The sequence below is a fragment of the Vibrio sp. 2033 genome, assembly GCF_033339735.1.
In genome coordinates this window covers 128822-145603 of record NZ_JAWOVC010000007.1, presented here as the reverse complement: position 1 = coordinate 145603, position 16782 = coordinate 128822, and the positions used below count along the sequence as shown (strand labels likewise).

At 43.2% G+C, this 16782-nt stretch carries 14 protein-coding genes; 10 read left to right on the top strand and 4 right to left on the bottom strand.

The genetic code is table 11. The features are described 5' to 3' along the window. Positions 1–130: 130 nt before the first annotated feature. Complete coding sequence (locus R7P74_RS11955) at positions 131–1321, bottom strand: DUF3103 domain-containing protein (protein ID WP_005383752.1); 1191 nt, start codon at positions 1319–1321, stop codon at positions 131–133. Between the two features lie 265 nt (positions 1322–1586). Then, positions 1587–2471: an NAD(+) kinase gene (gene nadK / locus R7P74_RS11950; RefSeq protein WP_005381631.1), complete on the bottom strand. Its 885-nt coding sequence runs from the start codon at positions 2469–2471 to the stop codon at positions 1587–1589. Between the two features lie 146 nt (positions 2472–2617). Here nadK and grpE point away from each other — a divergent pair, with 146 nt between their 5' ends. The 4 genes from grpE to dnaJ all read left to right on the top strand — a co-directional run bounded on the left by grpE (position 2618) and on the right by dnaJ (position 8522). Continuing rightward, positions 2618–3214 carry a nucleotide exchange factor GrpE gene (grpE, locus tag R7P74_RS11945; RefSeq protein ID WP_021034134.1) on the top strand — a complete coding sequence of 199 codons (597 nt, stop codon included), beginning with the start codon at positions 2618–2620 and terminating at the stop codon, positions 3212–3214. A 419-nt stretch (positions 3215–3633) separates the two neighbouring features. After that, entirely contained in the window at positions 3634–4908 is a 1275-nt protein-coding gene (locus tag R7P74_RS11940; protein WP_005381625.1) for a dicarboxylate/amino acid:cation symporter, read from the top strand. Between the two features lie 347 nt (positions 4909–5255). Then, on the top strand, positions 5256–7169 hold the full coding sequence (dnaK, locus tag R7P74_RS11935; protein ID WP_005381623.1) for a molecular chaperone DnaK: 1914 nt from the start codon (positions 5256–5258) through the stop codon (positions 7167–7169). Positions 7170–7373: 204 nt separating this feature from the next. Beyond that, on the top strand, positions 7374–8522 hold the full coding sequence (dnaJ, locus tag R7P74_RS11930; protein WP_005381620.1) for a molecular chaperone DnaJ: 1149 nt from the start codon (positions 7374–7376) through the stop codon (positions 8520–8522). A gap of 69 nt (positions 8523–8591) precedes the next feature. Here dnaJ and R7P74_RS11925 read toward each other — a convergent pair whose 3' ends face one another. Then, positions 8592–9023, bottom strand: a complete 432-nt coding sequence (locus tag R7P74_RS11925; RefSeq protein ID WP_017820588.1) for a type IV pilin protein — start codon at positions 9021–9023, stop codon at positions 8592–8594. A 103-nt stretch (positions 9024–9126) separates the two neighbouring features. Here R7P74_RS11925 and R7P74_RS11920 point away from each other — a divergent pair, with 103 nt between their 5' ends. The 6 genes from R7P74_RS11920 to tadA all read left to right on the top strand — a co-directional run bounded on the left by R7P74_RS11920 (position 9127) and on the right by tadA (position 14550). Further along, a complete protein-coding gene (locus R7P74_RS11920) occupies positions 9127–9636 on the top strand; it encodes a GspH/FimT family pseudopilin (protein ID WP_031780847.1) in 510 nt (169 codons plus the stop codon). Next, positions 9617–10234 carry a PilW family protein gene (locus R7P74_RS11915; RefSeq protein ID WP_005383755.1) on the top strand — a complete coding sequence of 206 codons (618 nt, stop codon included), beginning with the start codon at positions 9617–9619 and terminating at the stop codon, positions 10232–10234. Before R7P74_RS11920 ends, R7P74_RS11915 begins: the two co-directional genes overlap by 20 nt. Next, complete coding sequence (locus R7P74_RS11910) at positions 10231–11541, top strand: hypothetical protein (RefSeq protein WP_262634293.1); 1311 nt, start codon at positions 10231–10233, stop codon at positions 11539–11541. The genes R7P74_RS11915 and R7P74_RS11910 overlap by 4 nt, the downstream gene beginning before the upstream one ends. Continuing rightward, positions 11531–11941: a type IV pilus modification PilV family protein gene (locus tag R7P74_RS11905; protein ID WP_031780848.1), complete on the top strand. Its 411-nt coding sequence runs from the start codon at positions 11531–11533 to the stop codon at positions 11939–11941. Before R7P74_RS11910 ends, R7P74_RS11905 begins: the two co-directional genes overlap by 11 nt. 288 nt (positions 11942–12229) lie before the next feature. Then, a complete protein-coding gene (locus R7P74_RS11900; RefSeq protein ID WP_005383758.1) occupies positions 12230–13789 on the top strand; it encodes an AbgT family transporter in 1560 nt (519 codons plus the stop codon). A 251-nt stretch (positions 13790–14040) separates the two neighbouring features. After that, positions 14041–14550, top strand: a complete 510-nt coding sequence (gene tadA, locus R7P74_RS11895) for a tRNA adenosine(34) deaminase TadA (RefSeq protein WP_416153106.1) — start codon at positions 14041–14043, stop codon at positions 14548–14550. A 588-nt stretch (positions 14551–15138) separates the two neighbouring features. Here the strand turns inward: tadA and mltF are convergent. Further along, a complete protein-coding gene (mltF, locus tag R7P74_RS11890) occupies positions 15139–16716 on the bottom strand; it encodes a membrane-bound lytic murein transglycosylase MltF (protein ID WP_031777268.1) in 1578 nt (525 codons plus the stop codon). Between the last annotated feature and the right edge of the window lie 66 nt (positions 16717–16782).

Sequence of the window (16782 nt, the reverse complement as noted above, 5' to 3'; positions counted from 1 at the left end):
GAGAACAGTATATACTGTTTCTTTATACAGTAAAGTCAGGTGAGGAAAATTTTCTTTGTAGGCTGTTTTTTGTGATGAAGTGGGAAAAATGAGCCGATGTGATTACAACGACTCATTAAAATTGAACAGGTTACGGACGAGTTGGGTTAATCGTTAGTGGTTCTAGCGTGACGACTGCATTCACACCCGCACCTGGGTGATCCACGTATGAAGTGTCTTGCATTAGAGTGTAGTATACGTCGACGAAGTCATCATCATTCGTGAGTACACCATCGGGGATAGTGTCGATGATCTTGTTCGTGATTTGCGGAATAATCGCGTAAGCCTGAACTTCTGGATCTGGAATCGCTTTCAATACTTCTTCGGCAACTTGAACAAGGAGTTTTGCCAATTGTTTATAGTCTGTGCCGTCATCTTGCTCCATGAGCACAATGTCTGCCGCACCCCAGCGGTAACGAGACCAGTGAATAATGATCTGATTTGGATAGTAATCTTGGTTATCGTAGTCTAAGTATGGAAGCTCCACCAAATCGAGAGTAGGTTCATCACGACTTGGATTGACGCCCGTTACGATAGCGTAGATTTCTGCCTTGCCAGAGATCCAAGGTTCTTTGTCATCGGCTAGACGGATCTTTTTCAACTGCGTGGTTTGAATTGGAGCCGCTTCGCCCACTGCGCTACTTGACAATAACGGTGTATTTTGGCGTTGTTCATCAGCAATATATGGTTGAACTAAAGCTGGTTGACCGAGTTTTTTCATCTCAGCTTGCATAGCTTGCAAGCCTGCTTTTAGCTCTGCAGAGCTATTGTTATCAACGACAAGTACAGGTACCTCAGGGAGCTGGTAAACATCGAGTTGATGGATGTTGCCATAAACATCAAATGCTTCGATGTATTGCCAATTCTCATCATCACCACTTGGTTCAAACGCAAATAATGGCTCGACCTCGCCACTTTGCCATGCTGTTATCATGGCTTCATTTGCCAAGCGAACTTCTAACAACTGATCTGAGTATTCAGAAATACCTTTCCAGCTACGAATTTGAGTGTCAGCTTGTACAAGCTGGCGGCTGAACTCTGAGTTAGGGTTTTGCTTAACAAATGCTGATACAGACACGTTAGTCTGTTGTGGAGTAATATCTCTTCTCAACATGGGTTCAATGGCAGCATAGTTCTCACTCAATTGTTGAGCGAGGGCACGCTTCGTCTTAGTGATATCTTCCGCTTTTGCGTTGGATACACTGTTGACTTGCGTTTCCTCTGATTGGCAGCCAATAAGTGCTAATGTACTGAGAACAGACAGAATGATGGTTTTCTTCATAATATGTCCTTTATTGATTTTATGAAATAGAGTTAATACTCTATTCATGGTGAGAATATCACCGGACATAGATCATTGAATTTGCTTTTCTATCTTTTGTGTAAAGTTTGCCCACAGGATCAAAATTTATAAGCTTCTCTTTAATGATGACAAATATCGTGTCGCCTCACTACTTTGTGTCTATTTCTTGTCTAAGAAAGCCAAAAGCCAGTAGCAATTGAGCTGCTGGCTTTTTTATTGAAGTTATTGCCCTGAGTAACAAGTGTTAGAACAATTTACTAGACCAGCCAAGCTTATTCCGTAAGACGTGATAGTAGCTGTAGTCTTTTGGATGGATGAGCTTTAGTACATTTGGACTTTGATAGATGTGAATTTCGTCGCCAGGGGTAACTGGAAGCGAGACTTGTCCATCACAGCTAACTTCTTGTGTTCCACGGTTTTCTGGTGATACCACCAATTTAATTCGACGTTTTCCATCAACCACCAAAGGTCGACTCGACAATGTATGAGGGAACATTGGCACGAGTGAAATGGCATTCAAGCTAGGAGAAAGAATTGGGCCGCCGCCAGAAAGTGAATATGCCGTCGAGCCAGTCGGAGTGGAGACAATCAAACCGTCGGCCCGTAAAGAGAAGGCGAAGCTTTCATCTATGTACACTTCAAATTCAATCATATGAGCAATTTGCCCTGGGTGAAGTACGGCTTCGTTTAGCGCAGCGTTATGGCTCTTTATTTGTCCGTGGCGGTGTACTTCCGCCTCTAAAAGAAAACGTTCCTCTTCAATATACTCACCGTCGAGTACCGCTTGCAGAGACGCTTGGAAGTCGTCTGGGTTCAAGTCAGTTAAGAAGCCCAAATTTCCACGGTTCACGCCTATAACTGGCACATCAAATCGGGATAAAATTCTTGCCGCACCTAACATGTTGCCATCGCCACCAACCACAATGGCTAGATCGGCATTTTTTCCTAGTTCAACTAAGCTAGCAAACTGACTCTGTGGGATATCATCCAGTATTGCGGCAAGGCGATCGTCAATGAATACTTTATAGCCCTCAGAGGTCAACCATTGGTACAACTCTTTATGAGTTTGAATTGCTTGTTGATCTCTTGGTTTTCCGATAATCGCGATCACGTTACATGGATTTTTCATAGCATTTCCGCATTAAAGAGGCTTGAATCAGGAATCTTCATCCCCATAATAATGGCAAGTCACCTAAATATGCGAATTTTTATGTGGTTAAAGCCCGCAAAAACGCGCATGGCTTTAAGGGCATTATGTTGAATTCTGGAGATATCATGAGCAACGAAGAAAACAAAGTTACAGAAGAAGAGCTTGATCAAATCATCGAAGAGGCTGAAAAAGTAGAAGCTGAAGCACAAGAAGTTGAAGCTGAGCTTGAAGAGCTTGGTGATGAGACAGACGCTAAGATTGCTCAACTAGAAGCGGCACTATTGTCTAGCGAGGCAAAAGTAAAAGAGCAACAAGATGCGGTGTTGCGTTCTAAAGCTGAAGTAGAAAACATGCGTCGTCGCACTGAGCAAGAGATCGATAAAGCACGTAAGTTTGCGTTGAACAAGTTTGCAGAAGAGCTGCTTCCTGTTATTGATAACCTAGAGCGTGCAATTCAAGCGGCAGATACAGAGAATGAAACTGTGAAGCCGTTCCTAGAAGGCGTTGAACTAACACATAAAACGTTTGTAGACGTTGTCGCGAAATTTGGCTTGAAAGCAATCAACCCTGAAGGTGAAGCATTCAATCCAGAGTTCCATCAAGCGATGTCGATTCAGGAGAGCCCTGATCATGAATCAAACACTGTTATGTTTGTTATGCAAAAAGGTTACGAACTAAACGGCCGTGTGATTCGTCCGGCAATGGTAATGGTTGCTAAGTAACTTTAACTACCTGTTTTTTTTAAATATAAAAGCGCCCATCATTTTTGATGGGCGCTTTTTTGTTTTAAACATAAATGACTGCATCGAACTTCGTTGTATATCGATAAATGAAAATTTGATCCCCTTCATATTTTTTCCTATTGGTTAATTATTTTCCTATAGGAGATTTTCTCTCATCTCGCTGCGTGTTTATTAACGGAAAGGACTATAAGTGATTGTAATCATTCGCTGTGTGAATGTTTATTCTGCATAGGAATGTAAATATAGTCATTTTTTCTAAAATAATTTCGTTAACAAAAATGTAAATTATCACTTTATTTTGTAACTTCGGTGTGTATGATTTGCGACTAATGCTTTAAAAGTAAGCATATATAACTACAAAAATGTAAATAGCAAACACAACATATCGGAGATTTATAATGGATAAATCGCTTTCTAGTAAGATTTTTATAGGCTTGTTTGCCGGCCTTGTGCTGGGGACAGCAATTCAGTACTTATTTAGCGGTATTGCGATTTTTGATACATACCTACTTGGAGCAGCAGAAGGTGTTGGCGGCATGTTCGTCTCACTGATCAAATTGCTTGTTGTTCCTTTAGTTTACGTTTCAATCGTATGCGGCATTGTTGACTTGAAAGACATCAGTGCATTTGGTCGTCTTGGTGGAAAAACTTTTACCCTTTACATTCTTAACACCATCATTGCGATTACGGCGGCTTTGACTGTCGGCTTGATCTTCCAGCCAGGAGCGGGCGCTAATCTAGCAGGAACGGTATCTGAGGCTGTACAGCTGACAACGACAGAGACGCCGGACATTTTCTCTTTAGTTGTTAACATTGTTCCTAGCAACCCTGTACAAGCGTTTGCTAGCGGCGACATGTTGCAAATCATCTTTATGGCAATTTTGACGGGGCTTGCAATTCAAGCTTTGGATTCTCGTGGTGGCCCAGCTATTCGCACATTCAAAATGGCAAATGAAATCATGATGAAATTGGTTGGATTAGTGATGAGTCTTGCACCATATGGTGTGTTCGCACTAATGATTCAACTAGGTGCAACGCTAAACGCCAATACATTAATGTCCGTTGCCGGTTACGTGGCTTTGGTGGTTGCGATGTTGGTGTTCTGGATCTTCTTCTTCTACCCAATGGCAGTGAGTATTGCGACAGGAACCTCTCCAAAGACTTTCCTACGTGCAACTCGTGAGCAGATTCTTTTCTCTCTATCTACCGCGAGCTCAAACGCGACTATCCCGGTAACGATGCGCACACTGACAGAAAAGCTTCAGGTCTCTAAATCGGTTGCTGGCTTCGGTGTACCACTGGGCGCAACGATGAATATGTCTGGTGTGTCTATCTATATTGCTCTAGCAACGATGTTTGTTGCGAACGCTTTTGGCCAGCCAATTAACACCGCAGACATCTTCACACTTGGCTTAACTATTCTTCTGTTATCTATTGGTGCGGGCGGCGTTCCTGGGGGTGGCGTGGTAATGGTAGGCGTTTTGCTTCACCAGCTAGGTTTACCACCTGAAGGTTTAGCAATCATTGCAGCGGTCGACCGTATCAATGATATGTTCTGTACATCATCTAACGTTGTCGGCGATACGGCAGTGAACACCATTGTTGCAAAAACAGAAGGTGAGATAGGTAAAGAAGAAGGTGTTGATGCTGAGCCTGCTCAAGCGAACGCCTAATACCTTGAATAATTTATTTTAACCCTAATATTGAAGCGAGCTCTTATGAGCTCGTTTTTTATTTAGGAAGAGTCGGACATTCATAAATTTATCTGGGAAATGACGTTTTGTTGCGCTACAGCAGTGTGACGAGTTCCCAACTAATCAGAAAGAAACACATAAATTTCGAAAAAAGACGCTTTTTTTTAATTCTGCCCTTGAAAAGCATTTTGCCGCCCTTATCTATGTGGCATAGAGAAGCAAACATTGATTATTTTTGTTTGTGAGCAAGGGTTGAAACCCGATTCTCCTCCCCCCACATTGGGGTTATAACCAAACGAAAATAGAATTTATTCGGAGATAGCCAGATGGGTAAAATCATTGGTATTGACTTAGGTACTACTAACTCATGTGTTGCTGTATTAGACGGCGACAAACCACGTGTAATTGAAAACGCAGAGGGCGAACGTACTACTGCATCGGTTATTGCTTACACTGACGGTGAGACGCTAGTAGGTCAACCAGCGAAACGTCAAGCAGTAACTAACCCAGAAAACACGCTATTTGCAATTAAGCGTCTAATCGGTCGTCGTTTTGAAGACGAAGAAGTTCAGCGTGACATCGAAATCATGCCTTACAAAATCGTTAAGGCTGACAACGGTGATGCTTGGGTAGAAGCGAAAGGCCAAAAAATGGCAGCTCCTCAGGTTTCTGCTGAAGTTCTTAAGAAAATGAAGAAAACTGCTGAAGACTTCCTTGGTGAGGAAGTAACTGGCGCAGTTATCACAGTACCTGCTTACTTTAACGATGCTCAGCGTCAAGCGACAAAAGATGCTGGCCGTATCGCAGGTCTAGAAGTTAAACGTATCATCAACGAACCAACAGCAGCTGCGCTAGCTTACGGTCTTGATAAGAAAGGCGGCGATCGCACTATCGCGGTATACGACCTTGGTGGTGGTACATTCGATATTTCAATCATCGAAATCGATGAAGTTGAAGGCGAGAAAACATTCGAAGTTCTAGCAACTAACGGTGATACTCACCTAGGTGGTGAAGACTTTGATAACCGTCTAATCAACTACTTGGTTGATGAGTTCAACAAAGAGCAAGGCATCAACCTTAAAAACGACCCACTAGCAATGCAGCGTGTTAAAGAAGCAGCAGAGAAAGCGAAAATCGAACTTTCTTCTACTTCTCAAACAGACGTAAACCTACCTTACGTTACTGCAGATGCAACTGGTCCTAAGCACATGAACATTAAAGTGACTCGTGCAAAACTAGAATCTCTAGTTGAAGACCTGGTACAACGCTCTCTTGAGCCATTAAAAGTAGCTCTAGCTGACGCTGACCTATCAGTAAACGACATCACTGACGTAATCCTAGTTGGTGGTCAGACTCGTATGCCGATGGTTCAAGCGAAAGTTGCTGAGTTCTTTGGTAAAGAAGCGCGCCGTGACGTAAACCCTGACGAAGCAGTAGCAATGGGTGCTGCAGTTCAAGGTGGTGTACTTGCTGGTGACGTTAAAGACGTACTACTACTAGACGTAACTCCACTGTCTCTAGGTATCGAGACAATGGGTGGCGTGATGACTAAGTTAGTTGAGAAGAACACAACTATCCCAACTAAAGCGAACCAAGTTTTCTCTACAGCGGAAGACAACCAGAGCGCGGTAACTATCCACGTTCTACAAGGTGAGCGTAAGCAAGCGATGTACAACAAGTCTCTAGGCCAATTTAACCTAGAAGGCATCCAGCCTGCACCACGTGGTATGCCACAAATCGAGGTTACGTTTGACCTTGATGCGGATGGTATCCTACACGTGTCTGCGAAAGACAAGCAGACTGGTAAAGAGCAGAAGATCACTATCCAAGCTTCTGGCGGTCTAAGCGATGAAGACATCGAGAAAATGGTTCAAGAAGCAGAAGCTAACAAAGAAGCGGACAAGAAGTTCGAAGAGCTAGCGACTGCACGTAACCAAGCTGACCAAATGATTCACGGTACTCGTAAGCAAGTAGAAGAAGCTGGTGAAGCGCTACCTGCAGAAGAGAAAGAGAAGATTGAAGCAGCAATTTCTGAGCTAGAAACAGCACGTAAAGGCGAAGACAAAGAAGCTATCGATGCTAAAGTTCAAGCACTAATGACTGCTTCTCAAAAGCTGATGGAAATCGCTCAACAACAAGCTCAAGCGCAGCAAGCACAAGGTGCTGACGCAGGTGCACAGTCTAAAGAAGACGACGTTGTAGATGCTGAGTTCGAAGAAGTTAAAGACGACAAGAAATAATATTTCTTAACCAGATGGCTGCATAGCCATCTGGGGTCGATAAGACTTCGTGTGCGGGCGTTTGGGGCAACTCTTACGCCCGTCTGTTTGTAAACGCTGTCTTTCTAGTTAAGTATGTTGCAGACAAGTGCACTTACCTAGAACGATACAAACACCAAGCGGTGAATCGATGCCGTTTGTAGTAATTAACTGGTGACGAAGAACATGTCAAAACGTGATTTTTACGAAGTATTAGGCGTAAGCCGTGATGCCTCAGAGCGCGATATCAAAAAGGCGTATAAGCGTCTAGCGATGAAATTCCACCCAGACCGAAACCAGGGTGATGATTCTGCGGCGGACAAGTTTAAAGAAGTAAAAGAAGCGTACGAAGTTCTGACCGACCCTCAAAAGAAAGCGGCGTACGACCAATACGGTCATGCAGCTTTTGAACAAGGCGGCGGTGGTTTCGGTGGCGGCGGCTTTGGCGGCGGCGGTGCTGATTTCGGCGACATCTTTGGCGATGTATTCGGTGACATCTTTGGTGGTGGTCGTCGTGGCGGTGGTGGCCACCGTGCCCAGCGAGGTGCTGACCTACGTTACAACATGGAATTGACGCTAGAAGAAGCGGTTCGTGGTGTAACGAAAGAGATCGAAGTACCGACACTAGTACACTGTGATACCTGTGATGGTAGTGGCGCGAAGAAAGGTTCATCTGCTGAAACATGTGGTACCTGTCATGGTCATGGTCAAGTACAGATGCGCCAGGGCTTCTTCGCAGTGCAACAAACCTGTCCTACCTGTCACGGCAAAGGTAAAATCATTAAAGACCCTTGTAATGAGTGTCATGGTCAAGGTCGTAAGCAGAAAACAAAAACACTTAACGTTAAGATCCCAGCAGGTGTTGATACTGGCGACCGTATTCGTCTATCTGGCGAAGGTGAAGCGGGAGAAATGGGAGCACCAGCGGGTGACTTGTATGTACAAGTGCACGTGAAAGAGCACCATATCTTCGAGCGTGATGGCAACAACCTATACTGTGAAGTGCCAGTAAGCTTTGCGATGGCAGCTCTAGGTGGTGAAGTTGAAGTACCAACCCTAGATGGTCGCGTAAGCCTAAAAGTGCCTTCAGAAACGCAAACAGGTCGTATGTTCCGTATGCGTGGTAAAGGTGTGAAAGGCGTTCGCGGTGGCGGTGTTGGTGATCTTATTGTTAAGTTGGTTGTTGAAACACCAGTAAACCTAAGCTCACGCCAAAAAGAACTGCTCAAAGAGTTTGAAGAGTCTTGTGGTGGTGAAGCGGCGACAAAGCACAAGCCTAAATCAGAAGGCTTTTTCAACGGTGTGAAAAAGTTCTTTGATGATTTAACCAGCTAAGACGTTAGTGAAAAGCACAAATACAAAGGCCTGCTAAAATGCAGGCCTTTTTGCATCTCGGTGTTCTTCCTAATTCCAGCAATCACTTGGTTCTTCGACATTTGTTGACGTTAAAGTAATCGTTTTAGAACCAGTCAAGCACTCGTCGTCGTCTTGTCCCAGAGCCGATTTTGCTGTTGCTGTAATGGTATAGGCCGTACTTGCAGAGCTCGCAATATCGAAAGAAAATCTATTTGTGTCTGAGTCACATAGAGTGCATGTGCCTCCAGAGAGAATATGACTCCAGTCGTACCCACCATCATAAGATGTCTCTAGCTCTAGCTGAATTCGACTAAGATCGCTCAAGGCAACCGTCCTATGAGACTTGATTACATGATTAGTGTAAGAGGGGTATGCGACTGCAGCAATGATCCCGACAATCACTACAGCTACCAGTAATTCGATCAATGTCATCCCTCTCAATCCTTTTTTGTAGCCGTTACAACGAGAAATTCGAATCATCACGAGTAGTTTCCTTTTCACTTTTCCGCCTATTTTTGGCAGGTGATAGCATCTGTGCAAGATGAATTACGGCCCTTTTGCCGTTTACATAGGAATTTGGGAAATGCCTCGCGGGTTTACGTTGTTGGAGCTTCTTATTACTGTTGCTGTACTGAGTATTATATTGGCGTTTGCAGCTCCAAGCTTTAGCCGTGTTTCACAAACTGTGCAAATGCAGCGATTGGCAACTGAATTAGCTGGTTTTCTAAGCCAAAGTAAGTCCGAGGCGGTAATGAGAAATCAAAAGTTATATATACATTTCTCCATGGCTAAAAACGTTGTTGTCAGTCAAGGGGCATGGTCTCTACAGTTAACTGACTCATCTAGCGGCTCAGGGGGAGTAATCTTAAACCTTTCCGGCTCCGCATACTCTGAATTATCTTTGAAGCACAGTTACGATAATCAAAAAATAAGCTTCGATGAGGTCCGTGGACGGCCCCAAGGAGGAAATATAGAGTTTTTCCCAACCAATGCTCAAAACATAAAACTACAAGCAAAGATCTCAAACCCTCCTGGGAGGATTAAGATTTGTAGTAATTCTGGAGCGAAGTTATATGATTACCGTCAGTGCTAACAAACGCTATCAAATAGGTAGCTCTTTAATTGAATTAATGATTAGTTCTTTAATTGGGTTAATTGTTCTTAGTGTAGTGGGCTCTATATTCTTGAGTTTACAAAAAACAGCAAAAGAAAAAAGCTTAGAGCTAAATTTATTGCAAAGTCTTAATATCACTTTATCTGTTATGAAAGAAGATATTCAAAGGGCTGGTTATGATGGTGGTCATGGTATGTCTCTTAAATTATCCGGAGCCTTGGAAACAATTACAATCAGTGGTGCATCTTCTATTGGTTTTGTTTATTTTAGAGATGACTCTCCGCTAAATAAAAACTATAGAAATATTAAGTATGAGAAGCGAGATAGCAAACTTGTAATCTGTGAAAATGGCGTAGTATCCCAAGCCAAAATACTGTCTTTTGATGGTGTGGATTTTTGTCGTTCTTTATTTGATGAAGATATTTTTCAAGTGACGAGTTTTACAGTAAATTCTGATGTCGTAACGAATGGCACAAATATTAGCGCTGTAACGGATGTTACTTTGGCTTTACAAACTGTAGATGGCGTAATTAATCAAGTTGCAGAGTTTTCAATTAAGCAAAGGAATTGGCAATGAGATCTAAATTTGGATGTTCTGGGTACACGACGTTGTTAGTAACATCCATACTATTATTGTTTGCTTTGATTACATCTCTCGCATCATCAAAGGGAGTATTTTTTCAATTAAAAGTGGCTCAGAATGAACTAAAAGCTCGACAAGAACATTGGAAGGCTGAAGGAGGACTGGAATGTGCTTTTGCACAAATAAAGGAGAAGATGTTAGTTCTTCCTCCTTCCGGAACAATTACTTTACTAGGCTGTACAGTATCTACTACGATAAAAAAACTCAGCGATTATGAATATTTGGTTACATCTAAAGAGGGAAATACAAATTTAAGTAAAGTGATAATTTCGACAGGGAACGGCCTTGGTGCTGTACTAAAAACGAGTGCGTCGGTAGAGCTTACTGGCTCAATGCACTTTGTCCCTAAAGCAAAAGGTTTGTCGTCTGACAGTGAGTGTACATCTATTATTGCTGGTGGAACCGTGAGTTATGTAGCAAGTGTAAGTGGTTCTGATGAGCACTTTCTGACGGTGGACAGTTCAGTCAGTAGTCATGCTACTGGGATTTTAGGGGCTCCTAACTTTACTTGTAAGAATTCGCACAAATCCAATTTATTTGAAGAAACCAAACGTCCAACCTACCTAGCTACTACTAGCACTTCGAATAAAAATGAAGATATCAAAGAAAATGTTGCAAATATTTCGGTTTTCAAAGACTTATTCACTATGGATTTCAACGCAGTTAATGTAGCAAAACTCAAAAACGAGATTAAAGCGGATCCTGTTGGCGTTGTAATTGCTAGCGGTAAGACACCTAAAGGTTGGGTTAAGTCATGCCATACTAAGTTAGCTAATGCTTACGCTGCTGGAAAACGAAGGTTTTGGGTCGATGGCAGTTGCGCAATATCAGGAAACATTTTTGGTTCTACTACTCAGCCTGTAGATAATGCTATTCAGCTTATTATTTATGATGGTGTTCTCTACAGTCAAAGTATGAGTTATTTTGATGGACTTCTTTACCAATACCTTTCAAAGCCAACTGTGTTGGATGTTAAAGAAATATGGATTGATCTTTTTGATTCTAAAAATGATATAGGTGTAATCCCTACTTCTTTTCACAAGCATGATATTAATAATGACTTTAATAAATATGCTTTTTTGCTAGATGGTTCATTGAAGCTTGATGGCGGGATAGGGTTAGATGCAGAAGATAGAACTATAAAATTAAATGGATCTTTGATACCTGCCTACAATGGTGGAAAGAGCGGCAAGTACATTGAGAAACTAAAGTGGCAGCGAGGCTCCTGGAATGATCTCTAAACAAAAAGGTTTTAACCTTCTTGAAGTTCTAATTTCTTTTCTACTTATCGGTGTTGGGGCTCTAGGTTTAACTAAGCTAAACGTGTATCTAGAACGCGAATCCGAATATGCCATAAAAAGTATTGAAGCACTGCGTCTAACAGAGAACCAGCTTGAATGGTTCCGAACGCGTGGTGCTTCGGATGCGCTTTCTACGATTTCTACTGCCAGTTTTGCCTCTATCGTGACAGGATCTTCCGCCACTGGAGCGTACACGGTGGAGTGGGATGTGCCACCTGCTACTGTATCAGGTTCACTAAAGACGATCATCATCACAACAAGTTGGGAAGATAGAATGGGGCAGACGCAATCCGTTCAGCTGAAAACTATGATTTCACAGTACAGTGAATTCGAAAACTAAGTTCAATTGCATACATGGGCTGAGACAAATGCGGGTGTAATTCCTGTTTGATACCGGATTTGTCACGGTTAATAAATGGTTTTTGAACTGTTAATCGAGTTGATGTGCTACTGTTTTTATTATGTTTAATTGAAGTGGTGTTTTTGCAAAATATGTCTCCAATTATGAAAAAAAATCTAGAACCTTGTGCTTTCTCCATTAGTGTTTACTAGAATACTCGTTGGATAGTAGGTCGTTATAATTATTCAAATAGGCCTTGGCACCAACATCATTCACTATGGAGTTACCATGAGTAACCAAGCTGTAAATAAGGCACCATCATCGAAGCCGAGCGGGATGGAGCGCTTTTTAAACTTTATCGAGAGGACAGGTAACAAAATTCCTGATCCTGCGATTTTGTTCTTCTGGGCATTGATCATTACTTGGGCGGCGTCAGCACTTTTGTCGAATGTATCATTCGATCTTCCAAACCCTCGAACGGGCGAAGCTCTTACTATCACCAACTTACTTACGGGCGAAGCGCTAGCAAGTTTCCTTGCTAATATGGTGACGACGTTTACTGGCTTTGCGCCACTGGGTATCGTACTTGTCGCAATGCTAGGTGTGGGTGTTGCAGATTCTTCGGGTTTTATTACGACGGGTCTTAAGAAGATGCTGAACTTCACGCCAGCTAAGCTTCTTACTCCAATGCTTATTTTGGTTGCCATTGTATCGCATACTGCGGCAGATGCAGGCTATGTTCTGGTTATTCCTCTTGGCGGTATTATTTTCCATGCGGCAGGTCGTCACCCTCTAGCAGGTATTGCGGCAGCATTTGCAGGTGTATCTGGTGGCTTCTCTGCAAACTTTATCCCTTCAGGTATAGATCCACTACTAGCAGGCTTTACGCAAACTGCGGCGCAGGTTCTTGATCCTGAATACGTGGTTAACCCATTAGCGAACATCTTCTTTACTGGCCTATCTTCCATCATTATTGTAGCGATTGGTTGGTACGTGACAGAAAAAATCATTGAGCCTCGTTTGTCAAAAATGCCAATTGATGACGATGCGGAAACTGCGCCAAACCTAGGTTCATTTACTGAACTGGAATCAAAAGCATTCCGTTATGCAGGTTGGGCAATGATGGCGGGTATTGCTTTACTTGTTGCAGCGTTAATTCCAGAAACATCAGCACTACGCTCGCCTGAAGGTGAAATTACGGCCTTCTCAGCACCGATCATGAAGTCTATCGTTCCGCTGATCTTTATTCTGTTTATCATTCCTGGTTACGTTTACGGTAAAGTGTCTGGAACGTTCAAGACCAGCAACGACATTATCAAAGCGATGGCTGACACCATGTCAACCATGGGCGCATACATTGTAATGTCGTTCTTCTGTGCTCAGTTCTTATCTGCATTTGCTCAGTCAAACATCGGTACGATGCTAGCGTTGTATGGCGCAGAAGGCTTAAAAGCGATGAACCTACCAGGTGAAGTGACCATCATCGGTATGATCCTTCTAACCGCGTCTGTAAACCTACTTATTGGTTCGGCATCGGCAAAATGGGCTTTAATTGGTCCAATCTTAGTGCCAATGCTAATGGCGGTTGGTATCTCGCCTGAGCTGTCTCAAGCGGCTTACCGTGTGGGTGACTCTGTATCGAACATCATTTCGCCTCTAATGGTATTTTTCCCTCTTGTAGTGGTTTACTGTCAGCGTTATGTGAAGTCGGCTGGTATCGGTACGCTTGCGTCACTAATGATGCCATTCTCGATCGCAATGCTGATCGGTTGGTCTATCTTCCTAGTTGCTTATTGGATGGTAGGTATCCCACTAGGCATTCAAGCTCCTTACACTTACACCATGTAAAAACGTGTAGGGTGTGAAAGCCACTAATTGGCAGCCGAAAAGCGCAGGTCTTCGATCTGCGCTTTTTTTGTTCTCGCACAACGAACATCGATAGGTCTTGTAACTAGTTTTTTGGAGTTGCAAACTTTGTCCCGTGATGTGTCGCTGTAGTGAAACCGAAGTTGGTGATAAAATTCCCGACTTCAATCATTTTTGTTTCTTTGGAGCCTCCTTTGTCTAACCATCCGTTTACCCCTCAAGATGAATTGTTTATGCGCAGAGCGATGGAGCTTGCTGAGCAAGCAGAAGCTGAGGGGGAAGTACCTGTCGGTGCAGTGCTTGTCAAAGATGGTGAAATTATCGCTGAGGGCTGGAACCGCTCTATTGGCACCCATGACGCTACCGCACATGCTGAGATCCAAACACTGCGTAAAGCAGGCCAAAAGCTAGAAAATTACCGCCTTCTGGATACGACGTTATATGTAACACTTGAGCCATGCCCAATGTGTGCCGGAGCCTTATTGCATAGCCGCGTTAAGCGGGTTGTTTTTGGAGCGCCAGATTTAAAAGCTGGAGCAGCAGGAACAGTGCTTAATTTGTTTGAAAGTCAAGCCGCTTACCATTACGCCTTAATTGAAAAGGGGCTGCTAGAAGATGAGTGCCGTACTCAGCTACAAGCGTTTTTTAAGCGCCGCCGAAAGGAAATTAAAGCGAAGAAGCAAGCACAAAAAGCATTAGAAAATGGAGAGAGCGAACAAGGTAGTAGGAGTAGTGAGGGCTAGCAAACACCTACAACGTGGTAGATGTTTGCTTGGACGCACTAGTGATTGACTAAATGTACAAAAACACGATTACGTGAACTTACTTTCTTTTTCATACATGTCAGTTTACGTTTACGTCGGATAGCAGCTACTGTGTTATTTAAACGCTTTGACTGCACTCTACGTCTTCTCATATTCAAAACCTCCTGCAGACAAGACTTATACCAGTAAAGTGCGGCTCATCGATGCTTGGCAATAGGCTCGATAATCGCACTAAACATTGTATGGTTTAAACGTTCTTCATTTGACTTCTGCATTGCACAGAGCCAGCAAACAATTTCAATACGATGCTTAATAATAGGAGTGACGTTATTTCGGCAGAGTGTAGCCGAAAGCGCCGCTTCATCAAGTGAGCTAAACCATGTGGTTGTAAAGTAATCTGTTACAAAGCAATCAGTTTTACTAACGATGAAGAAAAGGCGACCAACCAAAGGAATGGTTGAGTGTGGTTGGTGTCACTCAGAATATTGGAGTCTAGATAAGTTTTCGTTAGGACTCAACAAAAATGACGAGCTTCATAGGCTCGTCATTTTTTAGTTTACCGCGGGTTTATTCTTCAATGCTTTCTTGTTCGGTGTCTTCTTCAACCGTGACGTCAGAAGCGCCAGAGACTTGTTCTACGACGGTCTCTACTGCGCCCGATATCAAAATGTCGGGGTTGAGCGGCGGAATCACTTGCAAGTCATCGCTATTCTCATCAATCGCTGGCTGTTGGCTGACATGACCAATGATGGATTGGTAGTAACGTCGAATATTTTCTACGTAATTACGCGCTTCATCGCCTCTGGCGTACCCATAGCGAGTTTGGCTGTAATAGCGCTTCTGACGCAGTAAAGGCAGCCTATCTTTTACATCGGCCCAAGCGTTCGGATCGCCACCTTGTGCTTTGGTGAGTCGTCGTGCGTCCATCATGTGGCCGTAACCAATATTGTATGAAGCTAACGCAAACCATATTTTTTCATGCTCGTTGATGCTATCAGGCACGCGACCTACAATGCGACGTAAGTACTCGACACCACCACGAACAGATTGCTCAGGGTCTAAACGGTTTGTTACCCCGACGCTTTTCGCTGTTGGCAGAGTAAGCATCATCATCCCCCTAACACCCGTTGGCGATTTTGCTGTTGGTTTCCAATGTGACTCTTGATAAGCCAATGCTGCAATTAAGCGCCAGTCGAACTCTTCGCTGTATTTTTGGAATAAAGGTGCCCATTTAGGCAATTTGTCATCCAGAGCTCGAATGAATGCGCGAGTATCAACGTAGTCAAATGCTTCAATATGACCAATGTACTTTTCTTCGAGGGTGGACAGTTCTCCTGATTGTTTGATGTTACCGAAAAACTCTATCAGCATCGCATACAAACTTTCGTCTTCAGAACGTCGAGTAAACCAAGATACTGGTTGATCTTCTGTAAGTTCAAACGCGAGCGCAAGATCGGGGTAAAGGCGTTGAGCAAGGGAAAGTTCCACCGAATCAGTCACAGTAAAACGTAACTCACCCGTCGATACGTATTTGAGTAAGTCTCTCGTGTCAGCATCACCAACAATTTCAAACTGAAGTTCTGGATACTGCTTCTTTAACGCTGTTAGGGTCGGAACATATTGCGATTGTTCAACGATCTTTAATGTTTGAGCGCCTGCATTTGTATCTTCGTCGGACTCGTCGTCTTTCGAGGCTTGGTATTCAATGAGTTGTTCGATATCACGTGGTCGAAGTTGCCCTTTTTTATATACCACTTGTTGGCTTACATAATAATAGGCAGGGCCTGGTCTAAATCGTTTGACTGCTTGTGACGTTTGATTTAAACCCGTAGCGATGATATCGATATCTCCTTTCTTAAGAGCAGGAAAAAGCTCAGCCTGGCGAAAGGCTGGTTTAATCTCGAGTTTGACGCCGAGCTGTTCCGCAAACTGACGCGCCAATTCGTAATCCAACCCTGCGGGACCATCGGGACCTATGTAGTAGGAAAGCTGATTGTTTAGCGTGCCAACACGAAGCACACCACGTTCTTGAATTTTTTCAAATTCACTTTTGGGCTCCGACTCAATCTGGCAAGCTGAGAGCAAAAGAACAGAAACTAAAATTAGAGCACTGCGCTTGAGCCGGTTGAAGTGACTTATTTGCATTAATAGGTACATCTTGGAAAATTTCTATTTGCCTTTATATCAAAGCGAGCTCATGGGGCAAAGTGA